This window comes from Streptomyces sp. Root1304 (assembly GCF_001426405.1).
Lineage (GTDB): Bacteria > Actinomycetota > Actinomycetes > Streptomycetales > Streptomycetaceae > Streptomyces.
The window spans coordinates 755,361-777,725 of sequence record NZ_LMEP01000001.1 but is presented as its reverse complement, the minus strand read 5'-3'; the positions used below and the strand labels follow the sequence as shown (position 1 = coordinate 777,725).

General features: G+C 71.8%; 21 protein-coding genes. 10 read left to right on the top strand and 11 right to left on the bottom strand.

Translation table 11 applies throughout. From position 1 onward, the window contains the following. Nucleotides 1-4: 4 nt before the first annotated feature. From ASD33_RS03535 to ASD33_RS03520, 4 genes are all read right to left on the bottom strand, one after another. Nucleotides 5-331 carry a hypothetical protein gene (locus ASD33_RS03535; RefSeq protein WP_056552936.1) on the bottom strand — a complete coding sequence of 109 codons (327 nt, stop codon included), beginning with the start codon at nt 329-331 and terminating at the stop codon, nt 5-7. 395 nt (nt 332-726) lie between these two features. Then, nucleotides 727-1,644 (bottom strand): PQQ-binding-like beta-propeller repeat protein, encoded by a 918-nt coding sequence (locus ASD33_RS03530; protein ID WP_056552933.1) that lies wholly within the window; start codon nt 1,642-1,644, stop codon nt 727-729. Between the two features lie 102 nt (nt 1,645-1,746). Beyond that, a complete protein-coding gene (locus ASD33_RS03525) occupies nt 1,747-4,155 on the bottom strand; it encodes an HAD-IC family P-type ATPase (protein WP_056552930.1) in 2,409 nt (802 codons plus the stop codon). Nucleotides 4,156-4,277: 122 nt separating this feature from the next. Continuing rightward, complete coding sequence (locus ASD33_RS03520; protein ID WP_056552928.1) at nt 4,278-4,667, bottom strand: DUF2530 domain-containing protein; 390 nt, start codon at nt 4,665-4,667, stop codon at nt 4,278-4,280. A gap of 146 nt (nt 4,668-4,813) precedes the next feature. Between ASD33_RS03520 and ASD33_RS03515 the strand changes: the two genes are divergently transcribed. Continuing rightward, nucleotides 4,814-6,265, top strand: coding sequence for an NCS2 family permease (locus ASD33_RS03515; RefSeq protein WP_056552925.1), 1,452 nt, complete (start codon nt 4,814-4,816; stop codon nt 6,263-6,265). Here ASD33_RS03515 and ASD33_RS03510 read toward each other — a convergent pair. Next, complete coding sequence (locus ASD33_RS03510; RefSeq protein WP_056552923.1) at nt 6,235-6,480, bottom strand: hypothetical protein; 246 nt, start codon at nt 6,478-6,480, stop codon at nt 6,235-6,237. The two genes, ASD33_RS03515 and ASD33_RS03510, sit on opposite strands and share 31 nt — an antisense overlap. A gap of 200 nt (nt 6,481-6,680) precedes the next feature. On the opposite strand from ASD33_RS03510, the gene ASD33_RS03505 reads away from it, so the two are divergent. Together ASD33_RS03505 and ASD33_RS03500 are read left to right on the top strand one after the other, a co-directional pair. Continuing rightward, nucleotides 6,681-7,124, top strand: a complete 444-nt coding sequence (locus tag ASD33_RS03505; protein ID WP_056552920.1) for a MarR family transcriptional regulator — start codon at nt 6,681-6,683, stop codon at nt 7,122-7,124. 26 nt (nt 7,125-7,150) lie between these two features. Next, complete coding sequence (locus tag ASD33_RS03500; protein WP_056552917.1) at nt 7,151-8,488, top strand: MFS transporter; 1,338 nt, start codon at nt 7,151-7,153, stop codon at nt 8,486-8,488. Between the two features lie 166 nt (nt 8,489-8,654). Here ASD33_RS03500 and ASD33_RS03495 read toward each other — a convergent pair whose 3' ends face one another. Then, nucleotides 8,655-9,161, bottom strand: a complete 507-nt coding sequence (locus ASD33_RS03495; RefSeq protein ID WP_056552914.1) for a GNAT family N-acetyltransferase — start codon at nt 9,159-9,161, stop codon at nt 8,655-8,657. 72 nt (nt 9,162-9,233) lie between these two features. Between ASD33_RS03495 and thpR the strand changes: the two genes are divergently transcribed. Next, entirely contained in the window at nt 9,234-9,818 is a 585-nt protein-coding gene (gene thpR, locus ASD33_RS03490; RefSeq protein ID WP_056552911.1) for an RNA 2',3'-cyclic phosphodiesterase, read from the top strand. Between the two features lie 210 nt (nt 9,819-10,028). Continuing rightward, a complete protein-coding gene (locus tag ASD33_RS03485; protein WP_056552908.1) occupies nt 10,029-11,018 on the top strand; it encodes an aldo/keto reductase in 990 nt (329 codons plus the stop codon). Between the two features lie 129 nt (nt 11,019-11,147). Here ASD33_RS03485 and ASD33_RS03480 read toward each other — a convergent pair whose 3' ends face one another. Beyond that, nucleotides 11,148-11,708 (bottom strand): MarR family winged helix-turn-helix transcriptional regulator, encoded by a 561-nt coding sequence (locus tag ASD33_RS03480; RefSeq protein ID WP_107103631.1) that lies wholly within the window; start codon nt 11,706-11,708, stop codon nt 11,148-11,150. A gap of 47 nt (nt 11,709-11,755) precedes the next feature. Here ASD33_RS03480 and ASD33_RS03475 point away from each other — a divergent pair, with 47 nt between their 5' ends. After that, nucleotides 11,756-12,157, top strand: coding sequence for a hypothetical protein (locus tag ASD33_RS03475; protein ID WP_056553836.1), 402 nt, complete (start codon nt 11,756-11,758; stop codon nt 12,155-12,157). A gap of 15 nt (nt 12,158-12,172) precedes the next feature. Here the strand turns inward: ASD33_RS03475 and ASD33_RS03470 are convergent, their stop codons facing one another. Next, complete coding sequence (locus tag ASD33_RS03470; RefSeq protein ID WP_056552902.1) at nt 12,173-12,853, bottom strand: GDSL-type esterase/lipase family protein; 681 nt, start codon at nt 12,851-12,853, stop codon at nt 12,173-12,175. 131 nt (nt 12,854-12,984) lie between these two features. Beyond that, complete coding sequence (locus tag ASD33_RS03465; RefSeq protein WP_056553833.1) at nt 12,985-13,791, bottom strand: alpha/beta hydrolase; 807 nt, start codon at nt 13,789-13,791, stop codon at nt 12,985-12,987. 237 nt (nt 13,792-14,028) lie between these two features. On the opposite strand from ASD33_RS03465, the gene ASD33_RS03460 reads away from it, so the two are divergent. Beyond that, nucleotides 14,029-15,042 (top strand): hypothetical protein, encoded by a 1,014-nt coding sequence (locus ASD33_RS03460; RefSeq protein WP_056552899.1) that lies wholly within the window; start codon nt 14,029-14,031, stop codon nt 15,040-15,042. A gap of 119 nt (nt 15,043-15,161) precedes the next feature. Here ASD33_RS03460 and serC read toward each other — a convergent pair whose 3' ends face one another. After that, entirely contained in the window at nt 15,162-16,280 is a 1,119-nt protein-coding gene (serC, locus tag ASD33_RS03455) for a phosphoserine transaminase (protein WP_056552896.1), read from the bottom strand. A 51-nt stretch (nt 16,281-16,331) separates the two neighbouring features. Here serC and ASD33_RS03450 point away from each other — a divergent pair, with 51 nt between their 5' ends. Beyond that, the gene (locus ASD33_RS03450; RefSeq protein WP_079044517.1) at nt 16,332-19,346 is read left to right on the top strand and encodes an FAD-binding and (Fe-S)-binding domain-containing protein; all 3,015 of its coding nucleotides are present in this window, start codon (nt 16,332-16,334) and stop codon (nt 19,344-19,346) included. Between the two features lie 351 nt (nt 19,347-19,697). After that, on the top strand, nt 19,698-20,186 hold the full coding sequence (locus ASD33_RS03445; RefSeq protein ID WP_242426821.1) for a hypothetical protein: 489 nt from the start codon (nt 19,698-19,700) through the stop codon (nt 20,184-20,186). Nucleotides 20,187-20,302: 116 nt separating this feature from the next. Here ASD33_RS03445 and ASD33_RS03440 read toward each other — a convergent pair whose 3' ends face one another. Continuing rightward, the gene (locus tag ASD33_RS03440; protein ID WP_056552889.1) at nt 20,303-21,160 is read right to left on the bottom strand and encodes a LysR family transcriptional regulator; all 858 of its coding nucleotides are present in this window, start codon (nt 21,158-21,160) and stop codon (nt 20,303-20,305) included. 147 nt (nt 21,161-21,307) lie between these two features. Between ASD33_RS03440 and ASD33_RS03435 the strand changes: the two genes are divergently transcribed. Further along, nucleotides 21,308-22,324 carry an EamA family transporter gene (locus ASD33_RS03435; protein WP_242426816.1) on the top strand — a complete coding sequence of 339 codons (1,017 nt, stop codon included), beginning with the start codon at nt 21,308-21,310 and terminating at the stop codon, nt 22,322-22,324. Nucleotides 22,325-22,365 lie beyond the last annotated feature (41 nt).

Here is a 22,365-nt window from a genome sequence, read left to right as displayed (position 1 = left end):
GCGGTCAGGCGGTGAGGCCCTGCCGAGCCGGGTTCCCCCGAAGGGCCCGGTAGGCAAGGCCGAGGAGGAAGGCGTTGATCAGCGCGGAGAGGACCAGCGCCGTGTAGTGGTACGCGGTCGCCCAGCCCGAGAGGCCGGTCATCGCGTCGGGCAGCAGCAGGAGCAGGCTACTGGGCGCGGTGGCCATGGCGAGCCAGACGTCCGCGAAGGCCTGGCCCTCGGTCCACGGGCTGACCAGCAGGGGAAGCGAAGCCACGACCGTCAGGTACACCAGCGAGACGGGGTTGGCGAACGTGAGCCGGACGGCTGCGCGGGGGCGGTTGTCTCGCATGGGTCGGTTCCTCCTGGACGGTTCGGTCGCGCCGTTTCGCGGCCGGTCCCATCGTGCGGCCGGCCGTCCCCTGCCCACCTGAGTAGCGCTACTCAAACCGCGGTGAGCGCGTGCACGTCGCGGCCCTGAGTGATGTCACCGGGACCGCGACGCGCGCCCCCGCCCTCAGTCCAGGCAGAACTCGTTGCCCTCGGGGTCGCCCATCACGATGATCCCCTCGTTGGGAATGCTGGTCATGCCGGAACCGGAACGCGAGGCCACGCTCGCCCGGATGCGCGCATTCCTCGCGAGCCGGCCGGAGACCGCCGACGGCGAGTTCACCCTCCCGATGCTGACCGCCGTACTGCGCGTGCGGCGGCTGGGCGAGCCGGTGTGACGCCCCAGCGGCGGCTGACTCATCCGGCCGCCGCGGTGGACGGAGCCGCCGTCCGAGGGGGCGTGGACCGAGGGGCCGTGACGGTCGGCGGCGCGAGGAAGGAGTGGATCCAGGCCTGGTAGGCCGGTGCGACGATGATGTCGCCGAGCACTACGGGGGCAGGGATGAGCGGGGTGAGTCTGCCCGATGGGCCCGGTTCGGATCCGCCTTGCGGAGGGCGCTGTTGCCACAGCGCGCCGCCGCTGTGGCGGTCCAGGGCGATGACGGTGCCGTCCTGGGTGGTGAAGTGGATCCGGTCGCCCTCCACCGTCGGGGCGGAGAAGCGGTGGTGGAGCGTGCTGGAGGACCACAGGCGCCGGCCGGTGGCGATGTCGTACGCGCTGATGACGCCGCCGCGATGGCTGTAGAAGACCTCGCCGACGATGTCCAGCATGCGTTCGGGGACCGCCAGGTCCGTCGTCGTCTCGCCCCCTCGCTCCGGGTCGAGCCGGACGAGTTTCGTCACGCCTCCCCGGTAGGTGAGGAAGTAAAGGAAGCCCTCACCGGACACCGTGGCGAAGTCGGTGCCCTTGGGGACGTCCTTGCGCCAGACGAGGTGGCCGTCGCCCTGGCTGATCTCGCCGACCTCCGTGGGCAGGCCGGACTCGGTCTTCTTCACGACGTAGACGTTCTGTGACGGCGATCCCTTCGGCGAGGGGAGCAGGACCCGGTCCGATGGAACGGTCCACAGGGGGGAGAGTCCCTCCAGGCTCCACGCCGAGATGCTGTCACCGTGGGAGCAGACGACGATCTCGGCAGCGATGCCGCACTCCTGCGCCCCGGGGACCGAGCGCTCGTTACGCGGTCTTCCCGTCTCCATGTCGTACGCCTGGATCTTGTACGCCTGCGTGGACCCGGTGTTCTGATGGGCGCCGGCCAGAACGGTCCAGCGCGTCATGCCCAGGAGGGTCGCTCCCGACCCGCCGGGCGATCGGCCACCTTAGCGGGGACTCGGACGGCTCGGCAGAGAGCTTGCCGCCGGGGATCGGTCCGCCGGGGCTTATGCCGGGAACCTCCGGCTCACCCAGCGGTACGCCACCTCCAGGAGCGCGCCGCCCGCCGCCGCGATCGCGACCGCCGTCCACGGCATCGTCACGCCCACCAGTTTCAGTGCGAAGAAGTTCTGGAGCCACGGGACGGCCAGGACCAGGAGGAACGCGCCGCCCATCGTGGCGACCAGGGCCACCCGCCACCACGTGTACGGGCGGGCGATGATCGCCAGGACCCACATCGAGACCAGGAAGAGGGTGAGGGTGGCCGCGCTGGTCTCGGCGCCCAGGGCGTCCGGGCCCGTGTAGTAGTGGCGGGCCAGCAGATACGTCGCGAAGGTGGCCGCCGCCGCGATGACGCCGCCGGGGATCGCGTACCGCATCACCCTGCGGACGAAGTTCGGCCTGGCCCGTTCCTTGTTCGGGGCGAGCGCCAGGAAGAAGGCCGGTACGCCGATCGTGAGGGTGGAGAGCAGCGTGAGGTGGCGGGGGAGGAAGGGGTACTCCACCTGGGAGCAGACCACCAGGACCGCCAGGAGGACCGAGTAGACCGTCTTCGTGAGGAAGAGCGTCGCGACCCGGGTGATGTTGCCGATGACCCGGCGGCCCTCCGCCACCACCGACGGCAGCGTCGCGAAGCTGTTGTTCAGCAGGACGATCTGCGCCACCGCCCGCGTCGCCTCCGAGCCCGAGCCCATCGAGACGCCGATGTCCGCGTCCTTGAGGGCGAGGACGTCGTTGACGCCGTCGCCCGTCATGGCGACGGTGTGCCCGCGGGACTGGAGCGCCGCCACCATGTCCCGCTTCTGCTGCGGGGTGACCCGGCCGAAGACCGCGTTCTCGTCGAGGACCTTCGCCATCCCCTCCCGGTCGGAGGGCAGCTTCCGCGCGTCCACCGTGTTCTCCGCGCCCGCCATGTCGAGCTTCGCGGCCACCGCGCCCACCGAGACCGCGTTGTCACCGGAGATGACCTTCGTCGCGACGTTCTGGTCGGCGAAGTAGGCGAGCGTGTCGGCGGCGTCCGGCCGCAGCCGCTGTTCGAGGACGACGAGCGCGGTGGGGCGGGCGTCGGCGGCGACCTCGGAGCTGTCGAGCTCGTGGACCGTACGGGCGAGGAGGAGGACCCGCAGCCCCTGCTCGTTGAGGTGGTCGATCTCCGTGAGCGTCGGGTCGCCGGACTTCAGGAGGACGTCGGGCGCGCCGAGCAGCCAGGTCGAGTTCTCGCCGTCGCCCTCGCTGAAGGACGCCCCGCTGTACTTGCGGGCGGAGGAGAACGGCAGCGACTCCGTGCACCGCCACTCCACCGTCTCCGGGTAGGCGTCGATGATCGCCTGGAGGGAGGCGTTCGGGCGCGGGTCGGACTCGCCGAGCGCCCCCAGCACCTTCCGTACGTACGCCTCGTCCGCGCCGCCCAGCGGCCGGAGCTCCGTGACGTCCATGCCGCCCTCGGTGAGCGTGCCCGTCTTGTCGAGGCAGACGACGTCGACCCGGGCGAGGCCCTCGATGGCCGGCAGCTCCTGCACGAGGCACTGCTTGCGGCCCAGTCGTACGACACCGATCGCGAACGCGACCGAGGTGAGCAGGACGAGGCCCTCGGGGATCATCGGCACGATGCCGCCGACCGTGCGGGCGATGGCGTCCTTGAAGTTGTCGTCCTTGACGACCAGCTGGCTGATCACCAGCCCGAGCGCCGTCGGGATCATCATCCACGTCACGTACTTCAGGATCGTGGAGATGCCCGTACGCAGTTCGGAGTGGACGAGCGTGAAGCGGGACGCCTCCTCGGCGAGCTGCGCCGCGTACGCCTCCCGGCCGACCTTGGTCGCGGTGAACGCGCCGCCGCCCGCGACGACGAACGAGCCGGACATCATCCGGTCGCCGCGCTTCTTCACGACGGGGTCGGCCTCGCCGGTGAGCAGCGACTCGTCGATCTCCAGGCTGTCGGCCTCGGCGACCTCGCCGTCGACGACGACCTTGTCGCCGGGGCCCAGCTCGATGAGGTCCCCGAGGACGATCTCGGAGGTGGAGAGTTCCGCGGCCACTCCGTCGCGCCGCACGGTCGGTTTCGCCTCGCCGATGACGGCGAGCCCGTCGAGGGTCTTCTTGGCGCGGAGTTCCTGGATGATGCCGATGCCGGTGTTGGCGATGATCACGAAGCCGAAGAGGCTGTCCTGGATCGGCGCGACGGCGAGCATGATCACCCACAGCACGCCGATGATCGCGTTGAAGCGGGTGAAGACGTTGGCGCGGACGATGTCCGGGGTCGAGCGGGAACTCCGTACGGGTACGTCGTTCACCTCACCGCGCGCGACGCGCTCGGCGACCTCGGCGGAGGTGAGCCCGGCGGCCCGGTGGACCACGGGTGGCCCCTTTTCGGCCGTCTCGCCGCCACCCGTGTCGATCTTCGCCTGCTGCGTCATGTTTTCGACGGTACGACCGGTTCGGGGCGTTCACCTGCCGAGAAGGGCGAAGATCAGACCGGGGGAGGAGACGAATCGTCCCCTGGTTCTACGCGCCCCCGGCTCGCGGGCGCACCCCGGTGCTACGCGCGGCCGGGCGTCTCGGGGTTGTCCCCGGTCTCGGCCTCGGTCCCGGTCCCGGGCCGGGGCCCGGTCCCGGCCTCGGCTCCGGTCCCGGCCTCGGTCACCCGCCCCGCCCCGGGCGCTCCCGCCGCTTCCGCCGCCCGCGCCGCCTCGTGGCGCTTGATCGCCGCGTCCCGCCCCCGTACGTACCAGATGCCGATCAGGCCCAGGCCGGCTCCGGCCAGGCAGGTCCACACCCACCAGGTCAGGTCCCGGTCGTCGAACCAGCCGTAGAAGGGGACCTGGACGAGGAAGAGGACGAACCACAGGATCGTTCCGCCGGTGATGGTGGCGACGACGGGCCCTTCCAGGGGCTCGGGTGCCTCGTGCTTCGGTGTCCACTTCGCCATGGGGCTCAGTTTAGGCCGCGCTTTCGGGTGTCTACGCGCGGAGATGGACGCTCGCTCGTTCATGTGTTCATACTGAAACGGTTTGCCTCTGGCGGGTTTCCTTCGTATGAACCGCCAAAACGGACTCTCCGAAGAGGACCCACCCCATGAGCACCACGGCCACCGCCAAGGCCATGCCCGACGAGCCCTCCGCTCCCCAGGAGCCGGGCTCCGGCCTCGACCGCTACTTCAAGATCTCGGAGCGCGGCTCGACCGTCGCCCGCGAGATCCGTGGCGGCTTCGCCACCTTCTTCGCGATGGCCTACATCATCGTGCTGAACCCGATCATCCTCGGCAGCGCCAAGGACATGTACGGGCACCAGCTCGACAGCGGCCAGCTCGTCACCGCCACCGTCCTGACGGCGGCCTTCTCGACGCTCCTCATGGGCGTCATCGGCAACGTCCCGATCGCCCTCGCCGCCGGCCTCGGCGTCAACACGGTCGTCGCCCTCCAGCTCGCGCCGAAGATGTCCTGGCCGGACGCCATGGGCATGGTCGTCCTCGCCGGCATCGTCGTGATGCTGCTGGTCGCGACCGGTCTGCGCGAGCGCGTGATGAACGCGGTTCCGGTCGGCCTGCGCAAGGGCATCGCGATCGGCATCGGCCTCTTCATCATGCTGATCGGTCTCGTCGACTCGGGCTTCGTCTCCCGCATCCCCGACGCCGCGCACACCACCGTCCCGCTCCAGCTGGGCGGCGACGGTCACCTCACCGGCTGGCCGGTCCTGGTCTTCATCCTGGGCACGCTCCTCACCCTCGCCCTGATCATCCGCAAGGTGCCGGGCGCGATCCTCATCTCGATCGTCGTCATGACGATCGTCGCGATGGTCATCAACGCGGTCGCGACCGTCCCGTCCTGGGGTCTGACCACCCCGGAGTGGCCGGGCAACCCGGTCGCCTCGCCCGACTTCGGGCTGGTCGGCGAGGTCAGCCTCTTCGGCGGCTTCGAGAAGGTCGGCCTGCTGACCGGCGTCCTCTTCGTCTTCACCGTGCTGCTGTCCTGCTTCTTCGACGCGATGGGCACGATCCTCGGCGTCGGCGACGAGGCCAAGCTGATCGACAGGGACGGCAACTTCCCCGGCATCAACAAGGTCCTGCTCGTCGACGGCCTGGCCGTCGCCTCCGGCGGCGCGACCTCCTCGTCGGCCACCACCTGCTTCGTGGAGTCCACGGCGGGCGTCGGCGAGGGGGCCCGTACGGGTCTCGCCTCGGTGGTGACGGGTGCGCTGTTCTCGGTGGCGCTGTTCCTCACGCCGCTGGCGACGATGGTCCCGTCGCAGGCGGCCACGCCCGCGCTGCTCGCGGTCGGCTTCCTGATCCTGGCCGGTTCGGTCAAGGACATCGACTGGAGCGACTTCACGATCGCGGTGCCGGCGTTCCTCGCCATGGTGATGATGCCGTTCACGTACTCGATCACCAACGGCATCGGTATCGGCTTCATCAGCTTCAGCGTGCTGCGGCTGGCGGCCGGTCGGGGCCGTGAGGTCCCGGTGGCCATGTACATCGTGTCGGCGGTCTTCGTCTTCTACTACGCGATGCCGGCGCTCGGCCTCACGTGATCCGGGTCCCGGGCCCCTTCGGGCCCGGGTGCCCCGCCTTCCCCGTAGAACTTCTGCGTCTCCTCGACGGCGGTCTTGAACCGTTCGTCGAAGTCCTCCCGAATGAGCGTCCGGACGACATAGTCCTGGACGCTCATTCCTCTTTTCGCGGCGTGACTCTTGAGCCGGTCGAGCAGCTCACTGTCGATGCGCAGGCTGAGCACTGTCGATCCCATGCCGTTCAGGGTCGGGGCAGCGGGTGCCTCTTTGCGTCACTTTCCGGATCCGACTCACTCATTTGGGTGATACATGGATGCCGAAGCGTGACCTGCGAGTGCCAGGTTCACGCGCGTGCGGGGATATACGGGTGTGATGCGCGCTACGTCGGCGTGTTCCCGTTGGTATTTAGGCAGAGTAATGAGTTAGGCTAACAAACATGCCTGACCTGTCCCACGGCACCGCCGACGACGCCGCGGCCGTGAACGCGCTCCGCTCCGCCGTCATGCGACTGGGCCGCCGCCTCAAGCACCAGCGCGTCGACGAGTCGCTGAGCCCCACCGAGATGTCGGTGCTCGGCACCCTCGCGCTCTGCGGCTCCGCCACCCCCGGCGAACTGGCCCGCAAGGAGCACGTCCAGCCTCCGTCGATGACCCGCATCGTCGCGCTGCTCGAAGCCAAGGGACTGGTCCGGCTGGAGCCGCACCCCGACGATCGCCGGCAGAAGGTGGTCAGCCAGACCGAGCAGGCCGAAGCCATGCTCGAGGAGTCCCGCCGCAAGCGGAACGCCTGGCTGGCCTCCCTCGCCGAGGGACTGGACGAGGACGAATGGGCCAAGCTGCGCGCCGCCGCCCCGGTCCTGGAGAAGCTCGCCCACCTGTAATCCCCGCGCCAAGGAGGCGACGCACTTTGAGTACGGGACCCGGAGCAGACTCCGCACCCGTCCACCAACCCACCCTCAAGACCCGTGGGCGGGGGGAAACCTTCTCCTCGCTCAGGATTCGTAACTACCGGCTGTTCTTCACCGGTGCCATCGTCTCCAACACCGGCACCTGGATGGCCCGCATCACCCAGGACTGGCTGGTCCTGAGCCTCACCGGCTCGGCCGCCGCCGTCGGCATCACGACCGCCCTGCAGTTCCTGCCGATGCTGCTCTTCGGCCTCTACGGCGGCGTCATCGCCGACCGCTACCCGAAGCGGCGCCTGCTGCTCGTCAGCCAGGCCGCCCTCGGACTCTGCGGCATCGCGCTCGCCGTCCTCACCCTCTCCGGCAGCATCCAGGTCTGGCACGTCTACCTGATCGCCTTCCTGCTCGGCATGGTCACGGTCGTCGACAACCCGGCCCGGCAGACCTTCGTCTCCGAGATGGTCGGCCCGAAGCAGCTCCGGAACGCCGTCTCGCTGAACTCCGCGAACTTCCAGTCCGCGCGGCTCATCGGTCCCGCCGTCGCCGGTGTCCTCATCGCCGGGGTCGGCAGCGGCTGGGCCTTCCTCCTCAACGGCCTGTCCTTCCTCGCCCCCCTCGTGAGCCTCCTGCTCATGCGGACCAGCGAACTCCACAAGGTGGAGCGCGCCCCGCGCGGCAAGGGCCAGCTGCGGGAGGGCCTGCGGTACGTGGCCGGGCGGCCGGACCTGATCTGGCCGATCGTCCTCGTCGGCTTCATCGGCACCTTCGGGTTCAACTTCCCGATCTGGCTCACCGCCTTCTCCGGGGACGTCTTCCACGTCGGGGCCGGCACGTACGGCTTCCTCAACACCCTGATGGCGGCCGGCTCGCTCGTCGGCGCCCTCGCGGCGGCCCGGCGCGGCTCCACCCGGCTGCGGATGCTGGTGGTCGCTGCGGGAGTCTTCGGCGTCCTGGAGATCGCGGCGGCGCTGTCGCCGACGTTCTGGCTGTTCGCGCTGCTGCTCGTACCGATCGGCATGATCGGCCTCACGGTGAACATCACCGCGAACTCGGCCGTCCAGATGGCGACCGACCCCGCCATGCGGGGCCGTGTCATGAGCCTCTACATGATGGTCTTCGCCGGTGGCACGCCGATCGGCGCGCCGCTCCTCGGCTGGGTCACCGACACGTACGGCGCCCGCGTCGGCTTCGCCACGGGCGGCGTGATCTCGCTCGCGGCGGCGGTCGTCGTGGGCCTGGTCCTCGCCCGGGTCGGCGGCCTCAAGGTCGCGTGGGCCTGGCGGCACGGACACCCGCAGGTGCGGTTCGTGGCGCGGGAACGGCTGGCTACGGCGGCGTGACGGCGTAGTCGTGTCGTGGGGCGGGGGCGGGCTCTTTACGGGGCCCGCCCCTGCTGCGTAACCCCGGCCCTCTGGCCTTCCGCCGCGTCCCCGGCCCCCTGGCCTTCCGCCGCGCCCCCCGGCCTTCCGTCGCGTACCCCCGCCTCCGGTCCTCCGCCGTCGTGGCTCAGACCCGTCGCTCCAGTACCTGTCCCGGCCAGTCGCCGACCGTGAACGGTTCCGTACGGGTGAATCCCTGGCCCTCGTAGTACGCGATCAGACGGCCCTCGCTGCCCGCGAAGCAGTCCACCCGCAGCAGCGACACCTCCTGCCGCCGGGTCTCCTCCACCGCGTGCGCGAGCAGCGCCGCGCCGACGCCGTGACCGTGGAACCGCGCGTCGGTCGCGAGCAGCCGTACGTACACCTCGGGCTCGTCCGCCGGAGTGATGTACTGCCCCGGGTGCGGGGTCAGCGTCATCGTCCCCGCCGGTACGCCGTCGATCTCGGCGATCCACGGATCGCCCGCGGCCATGGTGTCCTCGACCTGCTTCACGGCCTTGGGGCGCCCGGAGAACGGCTCGGTCCCCCACTGCGCGGTGATCCCCTTGGCGTTCAGCCACACGACCGCGCTGTCCAGCACGCCGAGTATCGCGGGGAGGTCGTCCGCCCCGCCCTTCCGAATGGTGATCTTCATGCCCGCGAGGCTAGCGCCTGCCTGTTCGGATCATGCCGGGCTCGCGGGGCCCGGCACTGCCAGACTTCCCCCATGAGGCTTTTCGCCGCGGTCCTGCCGCCCCCGGAGCGGCTGACCGAGCTCGGACGCGTCGTCGACCGCCTGCACCGGCTGCCCGGGGCCGACGGGCTCCGCTGGACCTCGCGGCCCGGCTGGCACCTCACGCTCGCCTTCATGGGGGAGGTCGAGGAGGAGGTGCTGCCCGAGCTGGGCGTACGGCTCGCGAGGGCCGCGCACCGCACCCCGCCGTTCCCGCTGCGGCTCCACGGCGGCGGGCACTTCGGGCGGCGCGCGCTGTGGACCGGGGTCGCGGGGGACCTGGACGAGCTGCGGCTGCTGGCCGAGCGCGCCGACGCCGCCGCGCGCAGGTCCGGGGTGCCGATGGAGGAGCACCGCCGCTACCAGGCGCATCTGACACTCGGCCGCGCCCGCGGGGAGGGAGTGGACCTGCACCCGTTCCTCGACGAACTGGCCGGCTTCGAGGGGGCCCGCTGGGAGGCCGGAGAACTGGCCCTCGTCCGGTCGGACCTGCCGGTGAGCGGGGTGCGGGGCGAGCAGCCCCGGTACGAGACCGTCGGAGCCTGGCCCCTTGAGAGAGCCGGGGGGCAGTCGGGTTAACCTCGTCGGGTGGACCCGAAGACCCGTAACCGAATCATGGCCGGCGTGCTCGTACTGATGTTCGCGATCATCGCGGTGACGTCGCTGGCCGGCCAGTAGCCCGCTCGTAGCCGGAGCCCCGCACAGCCGGAGGACCCGCGCAGCCGGACCCTGCCACCCCGTGGGAAGTCCCTTGCTTCGAGTGCGCTCGAAGCAGTTGGCTTGACTCCCATGGAGTACACGCAGCTCGGACGCACCGGACTCAAGGTCAGCCGCCTCGTCCTCGGCACGATGAACTTCGGACCTCAGACCGACGAACCCACCAGCCACGCGATCATGGACGCGGCGCTGGACGCCGGACTCAACTTCTTCGACACCGCCAACGTCTACGGCTGGGGCGAGAACAAGGGCCGCACCGAGGAGATCGTCGGCTCCTGGTTCGCGAAGGGCGACGGCCGCCGCGACCGGACCGTCCTCGCCACCAAGGTCTACGGGAACATGGGCGCCGACGGCGAGGCCTGGCCCAACCACGACAAGCTCTCGGCGCTGAACATCCGCCGCGCCGTCGAGGCCAGCCTCAAGCGCCTCGGCACCGACTACATCGACGTCTACCAGTTCCACCACATCGACCGCACGACTCCCTTCGAGGAGATCTGGCAGGCGGTCGACGTCCTCATCCAGCAGGGCAAGGTGCTCTACGCGGGCTCCTCGAACTTCCCCGGCTACAAGATCGCCCAGGCCAACGAGACCGCCGCCCGGCGCGGCTCCGTCGGCCTCGTCAGCGAGCAGTGCCTCTACAACCTCTTCGAGCGGCGCGCCGAGATGGAGGTCATCCCGGCCGCGCAGGAGTACGGCCTCGGCGTCATCCCCTGGTCGCCGCTGCACGGCGGCCTCCTCGGCGGGGTCCTGAGGAAGGAGGCCGAGGGCAAGCGCCGTACGGAGGGACGCGCGGCGGCCACCCTCGCCGACCCGGCCTCCCGGGCCAAGCTCCAGGCCTACGAGGACCTGCTCGACAAGCACGGCCTCGCGCCCGGCGAGACCGCCCTCGCCTGGCTGCTCACCCGGCCGGGCGTGACGGGCCCGATCGTCGGCCCCCGCACCCCCGAGCAGCTCGCCGGCGCGCTGCGGGCGCTGGAGCTGGAGCTGAGCGAGGAACTGCTGGCCGGTCTGGACGAGATCTTCCCGGGCCCGGGTCCGTCGCCGGAGGCCTTCGCCTGGTGATCCCGTAGGGGCCGGGGCGGGTCGGGGTGGCTCAGGGTGGTTCCGGGCCCGTAAGGGTCGGGCCGAGCCCGGTGACCCCGTGTCCGTGAGGGCCGGGGCGGGGCAGGGTGCGCCCGGGTCCCGTAAGGGTCAGGGCGTGCCCAGCCAGCTCGTGGCGTCCAGGCGGAACGCCGTCTCCGCGGGGACGACGTTCCGCAGGGCGCCCTCCAGGTCGCGGACGCGGTCCGCCCCGAGCGCCGCGACCCACTCCGCCCTCAGTTCGTCGAAGATCGCCGCCGAGCGGGCGAGGGCGTCGAAGCCGCGCGGGGTGAGGCGGACGAGTTTGCGGCGGGCGTCGGTGGGATCGTCGGCGCGGTCGGCGTATCCGAGGGCGAGCAGCCGGTCGACGGTCTTGCCGGCGGCCTGCTTGGAGACGCCGAGACGGCGGCCGATCTCGCTGGCGGTGGCTCCCCGGCTGCCGACCGCCTGCATGGCGAAGCCGTGCGCCGGGCGCATGTCGGGGTGGCCCTCCGCGGCCAGGCGGGCGTGCAGGCGGTCGATCAGGGTGCGGAAGCCGCCGAAGAGGAGCAGGGGCAGTTCGTACCCGGGGGCGTCGTACCCGGGCGCGTCGCTCGCGGGTGCTTCCGGGCGTACCCCCTTGCCAGTATCGACAACCTGGTTTACGTTTTCTCCAGCGACATGGTCAACCATGTTGTCCATTCTACTCAGGGGGAACCGCCTTGTCCGCACCGCTCGACATGTCCGCCCGTACCGCCGCCGCCGTCGCCCTCCTCAAGGAGTCCCCGGAGACCCTCGACGGCTTCCTCAAGCTCAGCGCGATCTTCGAGTCCACCACCCTCGACCCGCACTCCCGCGAGACCGTCGTCCTGACCGTCGCCGAACGCCATCAGTGCCACCTCTGCGTCGACATGCACGAGGCCAAGATGGCCGCCCTCGGTCCGGCGCCCGACGCCGAACGCCTCGCCGCCGTCCGGACGTTCACCCTCCGGGTCCTCGCCTCCTCCGGGGCGGTGAGCGACGAGGACCTCGCCGCCTTCGCGAAGGCCGGCTACACCCGCCGCAACGCCCTGGAGGTCGTCCTCGGCGTCGGCACGTACACCCTCTCCACCTTCGCGAACCGGCTGACCCGGGCGGCCTGACGGGAGCGGCACGTCTCAGGGGGAGTACGGGCCGCCCAGCCCCCACGCCTGGTGCATCGCGTCGGCGAAGGCGGCGGCCAGCTTGTGTTCCCCGCTGGGGCCGGGGTGGGTGCCGTCGTACGTGTCGGCTCCGAGGTCGTACGACTCCGGGACCGTCGCGAGCAGCAGCGGCGAGGCGGCCGTGTCCAGGTCGGCGACCGCCTTCGCGAGCAGTTCGTTGAAGCGCGCGCACTCGGCCGCGAAGGGGGCGTCGTAGCCGGCGCGGACATTGGGTATCACCGGCAGGAGCACGGCTTTGACGTGCGGGTTCGCGGTGCGGGCGGCCGCGACGAACGCCCGGACGTTCTCCTCGGTCTGCGTGCTGTTGGTGTAGAAACCGAGGTCGATCAGACCGAGCGAGACGAGCAGCACGTCGGCCCCGGTCTCCGTGACGGTCCCGCCGATCACCGGCGCCATGTGCAGCCAGCCCTCGCCCCAGCCGGCCAGGTGCCGGCGGGCCGGGTCGGGGAACGCGGGGTCGGCGTACGCCACCGAGGCCGGGGCGTCGGCGGCGGGGTCGTAAAGACCGGTGCGCGGGCCGACGATCTCGTACCCGCCGGGGAGTACGGACTCCAGGTGCCGCCACATGCGGTAGCGCCAGGTCCAGTCGCCGGCGCGTCCGATGGTCATGCTGTCGCCGACGAACAGAAAACGCATGGTCACATCATCGCGGACGGTGTCCCGGACCTCGACGTGATCCGGGACACGGGCACGCGTGCGCCGAGGCCTTCGGAGGGGCCCTGAGGCCTGCCCCTCGGCGTCAGCTCCTCGGTCTCAGCCCCTCGGCCTCAGCCCTCCAGGAACGCCGCCACCGCCGTCACGAGTCCCTCCGCGTCGTCGTGCCACGGGAAGTGACCCGCCCCCGCGAGGACCACCAGCCCGGACCGCTCGGCCTTCGGGAACAGCTCCGCGTACGCGGTCGCCGTCGGCACGGGCGTGTTCGCGTCGAACTCCCCGGCCACGACGAGCACCGGCCGCCCGAACTCCGCCAGCACCGCGCGCGTGGCCGCCGGATCGTAGGCACCCTCGCTCCCGTAGACCGCGGCCGCGTCCTTGTTCCGCTGCCGGCCGCTCGCGGCCTGGAACTCCCGCGCCGCGTCGTCCCAGGTGCCGTGGAAGAACGGCGTCACCGCCTGGACGTCCTCGGCCGAACCGCTGTTCGTCGAGAGCCGCTCCAGGGCCTCGTACGCCGGGCCGAACCACGACTCCCCGCTCCGCAGCCGCGCCGTGGCCTTCCGTACCTCCGCGCTCGTGTCGAGCCCGACCGCCGCCGTGCCCGGCGCGACGAGGACCAGCCGGGCCACCCGCTCCGGGTACCGGGCCGTGTACAGCGCCGCGAGGTTCGCGCTCGCCGAGTGCCCGAGCAGGTCGACCGTCTCCAGGCCCAGGTGCGCGCGCAGCGCCTCCACGTCCTCGACGAGGCGGTCGCAGCGGTACGAGGCCGGGTCCTCCGGCACGGCGGACGCGCCCGTGCCCCGGAGGTCGAGCCGGATCAGCCGGCGGTGGGCGCTCAGCCCGCCGAGGTCGCCCAGATAGGCGGAGTTCTGGAACGGTCCGCCGGGGAGGCAGAGGAGCGGGGCACCGGAGCCGGACACGTGGTACGCGAGCGTCGTGCCGTCGGGAGCGGAGAAGGTCTGCGGGGCGGAGGAAGAGGAAGAGGAAGAGGGAGACGAGGAGGAGGCCGGAGAGGCGGAGGTCTGCGGGGCGGCGGAGGGCTGCGAGCCGGAGGTGATCACGGCCGCGACCCTGACATCGGCTTCAGGGCAGGTCAAGGGAGTTTTCAGGGTCGGGGGACCGGGCCGGGGCCGCCGCGCCGTGGCAGGCTTGAGCCCATGCGATCTGCTCTGTGTGCTCTCGGCGCGGCGGCGGCCCTGGTGCTGCTCCCGGTCGGTCTCGCCCATGCCGAAGGGCAGGAGCCCGACCGGGACTTCACCATCGAGGACTCCCGGGTCACCGAGTCGAGCGGCCTCGCCGCGAGCCGGGCCCACCCCGGGATCTACTGGACGCACAACGACCAGGACGCACCCCTGATCTACGGAATCGACTCCCGTACGGGAAAGACGGTCGCGACCCTGACCATGAAGGGGGTCGGCACCCCCCGGGACATGGAGGCCATCGCGGTCGGACCGGACGGCGACATCTACGTCGGGGACATCGGTGACAACCTCGACGGCTCCTGGGACCACGTCTGGATCTACCGCTTCCCCGAGCCGAAGACGCTCGGGGACCGGACGGTGACGGCGAAGCAGTACGTCGTGAAGTACGCCGACGGCCCGCGCAACGCCGAGGCGCTGATGGTCCATCCGAAGACCGGCCGGGTGTACATCGCCAGCAAGAACGAGGACGGCGGCGGGCTGTACGCGGGCCCCGAGCGGCTCTCCTCGTCGGGGACGAACGTCTTCCGGCGGGTCGACGAGGTGCCGTGGGTGACCGACGGCGCGTTCTCGCCGGACGGCGACAGACTGGTCCTGCGCGGCTACTTCAGCGCGAAGGAGTACGCCTGGAAGGCGGGCGGCCCGGGCGGCGGCAGCCTCGGTGACGACGGCACGGCGGTCGGGGCCCCGTTCCAGGGGCAGGCGGAGTCGGTGACGTACACGAGAGACGGTTCGGCCCTCATGTTCGGCTCGGAGGGCCGCAACAGCCGGGTCCTGCGGGTGGAACGGTCCGGGCAGCCGGGCACCGGAAACCCCTCGGGAAAGCCGACGCGGGGTCCGGGTGGCGCGCCGACGTCCCCGTCGGGCGCGGCCCCCGCCGACGCCGGAAAGGGCAGCGTCACCACCGGCTTCCTCGTCCTCGCCGGCGCCACCGTCCTCGTCGTGGGCATCAAGCGTCTGCTGCGGAAGTAGCCAGGATCAGCGAGGAGTAGCGAGGAGTAGCGAAGAAGGCGGTAGGGAGACAGCCGAAGGGCCCGGCCCCGGACGGTGTCCGGGGCCGGGCCCTTCGTGCGGTGAGCGGGAAGCGGGGGTTACAGCTTCTCGATGACGTAGTCGATGCAGGCCGTCAGGGCGCGCACGTCCGCCGGGTCGATCGCCGGGAACATCGCGATCCGCAGCTGGTTGCGGCCCAGCTTGCGGTACGGCTCCGTGTCGACGATGCCGTTCGCGCGCAGCACCTTCGCGACCGCGGCCGCGTCGATCTCGTCCGCGAAGTCGATCGTGCCGATGACCTGCGAGCGCTTCGCCGCGTCCGTGACGAACGGCGTCGCGTACTTGGACTCCTCGGCCCAGCCGTACAGCGCGTCCGAGGACTCCTTCGTACGGGCCACGGCCCAGTCCAGACCGCCCTGGCCGTTGATCCACTTCAGCTGCTCGTTGAGCAGGAAGAGGGTCGAGAGCGCCGGGGTGTTGTACGTCTGGTTCTTGAGCGAGTTGTCGATCGCCGTCGGCAGGGAGAAGAACTCCGGGATGTGCCGGCCGGAGTCCTTGATCGTCTGCGCCCGCTCCAGCGCGGCCGGCGAGAAGGCCGCCAGCCACAGGCCGCCCTCGGCGGCGAAGGACTTCTGCGGGGCGAAGTAGTAGACGTCCGTCTCCGCGATGTCGACCGGGAGGCCGCCCGCGCCGGAGGTCGCGTCGACCAGGACGAGCGCGCCCGGGTCGGCGCCGGCGACCCGCTTGATCGGGGCGGCGACACCGGTGGAGGTCTCGTTGTGCGTGTACGCGTAGACGTCGACGCCCGCCTCGGCCACCGGCTCCGGGTGGGTGCCCGGGTCGGAGGAGATCACGGTCGGCTCGGCCAGCCACGGGGCCAGCTTGGCGGCCTTCGCGAACTTGGAGGAGAACTCGCCGAAGGTGAGGTGCTGCGACTTGTGCTCGATCAGACCGTGCGTCGCGACGTCCCAGAAGGCGGTGGAGCCGCCGTTGCCCAGGATCACCTCGTAGCCCTCGGGGAGGGAGAAGAGGTCACGGATGCCGGTACGTACCTCGCCGACCAGGTTCTTGACCGGAGCCTGGCGGTGAGAGGTGCCGAGGAGGGAGGTGCCGGTGGCGGCCAGGGCGTCCAGCGCCTCCGTACGCACCTTGGAGGGGCCCGCGCCGAAACGGCCGTCGGCGGGCTTGATGTCAGCGGGAATCTGGATATCAGCCACGAGGCGGAGAGTATCGGGTCGTGAAGGGGCCGGTCGCCGGATGTCCGCCCGATGAGACGAGGACTGAGACATCCTGGGCTTGTGGGAACACACGAGAAGCAGGCTCCGGAAACAGCCCGACTCGCCGCGGAACTGAGGGCCGCCGTCGCCGGGGAGGTCGACTTCTCGACCACGGCACGTGCCCTGACGACCATGGACGCCTCCAACTACCGCCGTGTGCCTGCCGGTACGGTCGCGCCGCGCGACGCCGACGACGTGGCGGCGGTCCTTGAGGTGTGCCGGGCGCACGGCACACCGGTCGTCGCGCGCGGCGGCGGCACGTCCATCGGAGGCCAGGCCACCGGCACCGGCGTCGTGCTCGACCTCACACGGCACATGGCCGGACTGGTCTCCCTGGACCCCGAGGAACGGACCGCCGTCGTACGGCCGGGGCTCGTCCTCGACCGGCTGAGGGACGCGGCACGCCCGTACGGGCTGACCTTCGGCCCCGACCCGTCGACCCACAGCCGCTGCACCCTCGGCGGCATGATCGGCAACAACGCGTGCGGGGCGCACTCGGTCGCCTGGGGCACCACGGCGGACAACGTGCGCTCGCTGGATGTGATGACGTACCGGGGCGACAGGTTGACGCTGGGGCGGGAGGGGCGGGGTGCGCCGCCCGGACTCCTCGACCTCGTCGGCCGGAACCTCGCACTGCTGCGGACCGGATACCCGGAGGGGCTGCCGCGCCGGATCTCCGGATACGCCCTCGACGCGCTGCTGCCCGAGCGGGGCGTGGACATGGCCCGCTCCTTCTGCGGCAGCGAGGGCACGCTCGGGGTGGTGACGGAGGCGACGGTACGCCTGGTCCCGCTGCCCGCCGAGCCGGTGCTCGTGGTGCTGGGCTACGCGGACGAGAGCGCGGCGGCGGACGCGGCGGCGGGCCTGCTGGCGTACGGGCCGCTCACGGTGGAGGGGATGGCGGCGGATCTGGTGCGGGGCGGGGTCGGCGGCGGGGGTGGAGGCGGCCGGGGCGGCGGACGGGGGTCGGCTCCGGGTGGGGTGTCGGGGTTGCCTCGGGGTGGGGCGTGGTTGTTCTGCGAGGTGGACGGGGAGGGTGCGGCCCGGCGGCTCGTCCGGGCGGCCGACGCGCTCGACGCGGCCGTGGTGCGCGAACCCGCCGGGCAGCGGGCGCTGTGGCGCATCCGGGAGGACGCGGCGGGGACGGCGACGCGGATGCCCGGAGGCACCTCCCGGACGGGGTCCGGGGGAGGGGGCGAGGCCTGGCCCGGGTGGGAGGACTGCGCGGTACCGCCGGCGCGACTGGGCGCGTACCTCCGTGAGTTCCGCGCGCTGCTGGCCGAATTCGGACTCCGGGGAGTCCCGTACGGGCACTTCGGGGACGGCTGTGTGCACGTCCGGATCGACTTCGACCTGTGGACGGGGGAAGGGGTACGGCACTTCCGCCGGTTCTCGGAGGCGGTGGCGGACCTGGTCGTCGCCCACGGCGGCTCGCTCTCCGGGGAGCACGGCGACGGGCAGGCGCGCGCCGAACTGCTCCCGAAGATGTACGGGGAGGAGCTGGTCGGCCTGTTCGGCGCGGTCAAGGACGTGTGGGACCCGGACGGGGGCCTCAACCCGGGGATGCTCGTACGGCCGCGCCGGCTCGACGAGGGGCTGCGGTTCACCGGACTGCCGCTGGTCGGGGTGGGGAGGGAGGCCGCACGCTGCGTGGGGGTGGCCAAGTGCCGCGTGGAGGGCCCGAGTACGGGGCCGGGGGTGATGTGCCCCTCGTACCGGGCGACGGGGGAGGAGCGGCACTCGACGCGGGGCCGGGCGCGACTGCTGCACGAGATGGCGCTCGGGGAGGTCGTCACGGACGGCTGGCGCTCGGAGGAGGTGCGGGAGGCGCTGGACCTGTGCCTGTCGTGCAAGGGATGTCGCAGCGACTGCCCGGTGGGCATCGACATGGCCGCGTACAAGGCGGAGTTCCTGGACCGGCACTACGCGGGACCGCTCGGCTTCCTGCGCAGACCGCGCTCCCACTGGACGATGGGCAGGCTGCCGCACTGGCTGGACCTGTTCGGCCGGGCGCTGAACCCGGCGCTGGGGCTGCCGTTCGCCGCGCGGTGGGCGGGGCTGACGCCGGAACGCACGATGCCGCGCGTGGCGGACCGCACCTTCACGTCCTGGTTCGCGGAACGCGCCTCGGCGCGCCCGCCGGCCCTGACGCTGTGGCCGGACACGTTCACGGACCACCTGGCGCCGGAGGTGGGCAGGGCGGCGGTGAGGGTCCTGGAGGCGGCGGGACTGGGGGTCACGCTGCCGAGGGGGAGGGTGTGCTGCGGGCTGACGTATGTGTCGACGGGGCAGTTGGGGGCGGCGCGGAGGGTGATGGGGCGGATGTTGGACGTGATGGAGGGAGAGAGGGAAGGGCAGGAAGGGCAGGGGAAGGGGGCGGGTGCGGGTGCGGGTTCTGGAGGCGGTGTCAGGCCGGTGGTCGTGCTGGAGCCCTCGTGTGCGGCGACGCTGAGGACGGACCTGCCGGAGCTGCTGCCGGACGACCCGAGGGCGGCGCGCCTCGCGGCGTCGGTGCGCACGTTCGCGGAGGCGCTGGAGGCTCTGGCGCCGGAATGGGAGCCGCCGCGACTGGACCGCCCGGTGGCGGGTCAGACGCACTGTCACCAGCACGCGGTGCTGGGCGACGGGGCGGACCGCAGGCTCCGGGAACGCGCCGGTCTGAGGGGCGGGTTGTCGGGCGGGTGCTGCGGCCTGGCGGGCAACTTCGGCTTCGAACCGGGCCACTACGAGGTGTCGGTCGCGTGCGCGGAGGACCAACTGCTCCCGGCCCTCAGGGAAGCCCCGGAGGGGGCGGAGGTCCTGGCGGACGGGTTCTCGTGCAGGACGCAGATCGGGGAGTTGGCGGGGGAGGGGGTGCCGGGGGAGCGAGGGTCGGGGGCCGCGTCGGGGGAGCGGGGGCCAGGGTTTGCGGGAGGGGCGGCGGGGGCGGGGCCTCGGGTCGTGAGGGGGCTGCGGGCGAGGCATCTGGCGGAGGTGCTGGCCGAGGGGCTGGAGGAGGGTTTCTAGGGGGTGGGGGTGCCGGGCCGGGCATGGAAGGTGAATAGCTGCGCTCTACTCCTGGTAACAGGGCCTGAACGGGGTCGGATTGGCTCCCCGAGGTCGAGTTACTGCGGGAAACCACCCAATCCGGGATCCGCGCCGCCGGGCGATCTTGGTCAAAGGCTGGCTGGGTGCGGCACGATCAGCCGGGCAGGATAGGGCAGGGCATCGGGTAGTGAGGTAGGGGGTGTCGGTTTGGGCCGGCAGGAGCGGTATCGCAAAGTGGTCAGGCCGCTGCTGCGAGCCGGGATCGAGCTGATACCCGATGCGGTTCCGGGTTCGGCGGTCCCGCATGTTCTGGGGTACGAAAGCGAGCGGGTGTTCGGGTTCCACCTGGTCGAGTACGAGGACCCACGATTCGTGGAGCGGCTCAACGCGGCCTGGTACGAGCTCGCCACGTCCTCCGGCCTGATCGACGAGAACCGCGAGTTCCTCCTCATGTTGCCCAGGGGGACCTGGACCGCCGAGGAGGACCGCCGGCGACGCGCGATGCACGGCTGGCAGCGGGTCCGCCTGCTGGAACGGTGGGACATCATGGGGGCCGGTGCGGCGACGTTCCTCGGCATCCGTCCCGGCCACCCCGGTTTCGCCATGCTGGCCCTGGACAACAGCGTCTGGCTCCTGGCCGACACGTACGAAACGGGTGCGGCCGTGTACGCGGTACGCGACCCCGCCGACTCTCCAGGCGTTCTGTGCGAGTTGAAGCGGGAGTTGGAGCGGCCGGTCGGGAAGAACGAAGACCGAGAGTTCCGGCGTGAGATCGGTGTGTGGCTGGAGAGCAGACAACCCCGGGCCAGCGGGGCCTGAACCCCGGCCCATCGGCAGCGGCCGCCCGCTCGCGCGCTCGCCCCCCTCGCCCGGGAGACCTGGCGCCACCGTCCGCCGTGCTTCCCCGCACCCCCGACCTGCCGGGCGTACGCCCCTCACCCCCCGCTCACGATCTCGTGCGCCATCGCCGCCAGCGCCCCCGTCGCCGGGTGCGGGAACGCGTCGCGCCATGCCAGGACCACCGGCAGCGCCGGCGCGTCGGGGAGCGGGCGGTACGCGACCCCCGGGTGCGGGTGCAGCGCCGCCGTCGACGCCGACGAGACGCCGACCCCCCTGCCCGCCGCGATGGCCGCCAGCCAGTCGTCCGTGTTGGCGACCGTCAGCGTCGCCGCCGGGCGCGCGCCCGGCGGCCAGAGCGTGAGCGCCGTCGTGCCCGACACCGTGTTCAGTACGACCGTTCCGTCCGCCAGGTCTCCGAGCGTCAGCCCCGGCCGCTCCGCCAGCGGGCTGTCCGCCGGGACCGCCGCCACCCGTTCCTCCGTCGTCAGTTCCTCCGTGACCAGCCCCGGCGCCTCGACCTGCCCCCTCAGCAGCGCCGCGTCCACCTCGCCCCGCGTCAGGCCCGCCGTCCGGTCGTCGATCCTGAGGAGTTCGAGCGGGGTCTCCGGGTGCTCCCGCTGCCAGCGCCGTAGCAGCGGCGTCGTGTACGGGCCGAACGCCGACCACGCGTGCCCCAGCCGCAGCGGCCGGTGCCGGAGCCTCGCCGGGTCCACCGCGTCCTCGAACGCGGCCAGCGCCGCAGCCGCCCTGTCCTGGAACGCGCGGCCGTCGGCCGTCAGCGCCAGGTGGTGGGTGCTGCGGTCCACGAGCCGGGCGCCCAGGTGCGATTCGAGCGCGGCGAGCGTGCGCGAGACGGCCGGCTGGGTGAGGTGGAGTCGCGCGGCCGCCCTGGTGAGGCTGGATTCCTCGGCGATGGCGAGGAAGCAGCGGAGGTGGCGTAGCTCGATGCTCATGCCTTCGGAGCATAACCGCAGCACAATCGGCATTTCCGGTGCCGCGCTGGGGCTCGTAGCGTGAGGGGGGAACTTCGGCGACATCCAGCCGGGAGTGCATTATTCTGGACTGAAAGTGCAGTTCAATGAACGAGTGAGGAGTCCTCGGTGGACAGTCCGGTCAAGGAGGCGACCCTGACCCCGGCCCCCGTCCCGGTGCGCGCCGAGGTCGGCGCGGGGTCGACGGGTGCTGCGGGAGCGGCGGGCGCCTCCGCATCGGCGGGCGCCCCGGCGTCGGCGGGCTTCGCTGCCCGTAAGGAGTCGGGGCATCGGCTCGGGCCCGTCGCGCTCGTCGTCGCCGGCGGGCTCTCCGTGCAGTTCGGCTCCGCCGTCGCCGTCCTTCTGATGCCCCGGGCCGGCGCCCTCGGCGTCGTGACGCTGCGGCTCGTGCTCGCCGCCCTCGTCCTGCTCCTCGTCTGCCGTCCCAAGGTGCGGGGCTACAGCCGGGCCGACTGGGGCACGGTCGTCGCCTTCGGTACGGCGATGGCCGGGATGAACATCCTCTTCTACCAGGCCGCCGACCGCATACCCCTCGGCGCCGCGGTGACCCTGGAGGTCCTGGGCCCGCTGGTCCTCTCGGTGGTCGCCTCCCGGCGCCTGATGAACCTGCTCTGGGCAGGGCTGGCCCTCGGCGGCGTCGTCCTGCTCGGCGGCGGCGGCTTCGACCGGCTGGATCCGGTGGGTGCCGGGTTCGCGCTGGCGGCGGGCGTGATGTGGGCGACGTACATCGTGTTCAGCGCCCGTACGGGCCGGCGCTTCCCGCAGGCGGACGGACTCGCCCTCGCGATGGCGTTCGGCGCGGTCCTGAGCCTGCCGCTGGGCATCGCCGAGGCCGGTGACAAGCTCCTCGTGCCGTCGACGATCGCCCTCGGCCTCGGGGTCGCCCTGATGTCCTCCGTCCTTCCGTACACCCTCGAACTCCTCGCCCTGCGGCGTCTCCCCGCCCCCACCTTCGCGATCCTGATGAGCCTCGAACCGGCCATCGCAGCGACGGCCGGCTTCCTCGTCCTCCATCAGGCCCTGTCCCTGACGGACGCCCTGGCCATCGCCCTCGTCATCGCGGCGAGCATGGGCGCGGTCCGCACCCAGGTCCGGGGCAATCGGCCACGGGACCTCGCGGCGTAGGCGGTGTGGCTCGCAGGGGGAGGGCTCGCTTGCCGGCCCGT

Excerpts from the sequence above, each read along its gene's own strand:
- ASD33_RS03535 (WP_056552936.1), bottom strand. The coding sequence starts at position 331 with ATGCGAGACAACCGCCCCCGCGCAGCCGTCCGGCTCACGTTCGCCAAC.
- ASD33_RS03530 (WP_056552933.1), bottom strand. The coding sequence starts at position 1,644 with ATGACGCGCTGGACCGTTCTGGCCGGCGCCCATCAGAACACCGGGTCC.
- ASD33_RS03525 (WP_056552930.1), bottom strand. The coding sequence starts at position 4,155 with ATGACGCAGCAGGCGAAGATCGACACGGGTGGCGGCGAGACGGCCGAA.
- ASD33_RS03520 (WP_056552928.1), bottom strand. The coding sequence starts at position 4,667 with ATGGCGAAGTGGACACCGAAGCACGAGGCACCCGAGCCCCTGGAAGGG.
- ASD33_RS03515 (WP_056552925.1), top strand. The coding sequence starts at position 4,814 with ATGAGCACCACGGCCACCGCCAAGGCCATGCCCGACGAGCCCTCCGCT.
- ASD33_RS03510 (WP_056552923.1), bottom strand. The coding sequence starts at position 6,480 with ATGGGATCGACAGTGCTCAGCCTGCGCATCGACAGTGAGCTGCTCGAC.
- ASD33_RS03505 (WP_056552920.1), top strand. The coding sequence starts at position 6,681 with ATGCCTGACCTGTCCCACGGCACCGCCGACGACGCCGCGGCCGTGAAC.
- ASD33_RS03495 (WP_056552914.1), bottom strand. The coding sequence starts at position 9,161 with ATGAAGATCACCATTCGGAAGGGCGGGGCGGACGACCTCCCCGCGATA.
- thpR (WP_056552911.1), top strand. The coding sequence starts at position 9,234 with ATGAGGCTTTTCGCCGCGGTCCTGCCGCCCCCGGAGCGGCTGACCGAG.
- ASD33_RS03485 (WP_056552908.1), top strand. The coding sequence starts at position 10,029 with ATGGAGTACACGCAGCTCGGACGCACCGGACTCAAGGTCAGCCGCCTC.
- ASD33_RS03480 (WP_107103631.1), bottom strand. The coding sequence starts at position 11,708 with ATGGTTGACCATGTCGCTGGAGAAAACGTAAACCAGGTTGTCGATACT.
- ASD33_RS03475 (WP_056553836.1), top strand. The coding sequence starts at position 11,756 with ATGTCCGCCCGTACCGCCGCCGCCGTCGCCCTCCTCAAGGAGTCCCCG.
- ASD33_RS03470 (WP_056552902.1), bottom strand. The coding sequence starts at position 12,853 with ATGCGTTTTCTGTTCGTCGGCGACAGCATGACCATCGGACGCGCCGGC.
- ASD33_RS03460 (WP_056552899.1), top strand. The coding sequence starts at position 14,029 with ATGCGATCTGCTCTGTGTGCTCTCGGCGCGGCGGCGGCCCTGGTGCTG.
- ASD33_RS03450 (WP_079044517.1), top strand. The coding sequence starts at position 16,332 with ATGAGACGAGGACTGAGACATCCTGGGCTTGTGGGAACACACGAGAAG.
- ASD33_RS03440 (WP_056552889.1), bottom strand. The coding sequence starts at position 21,160 with ATGAGCATCGAGCTACGCCACCTCCGCTGCTTCCTCGCCATCGCCGAG.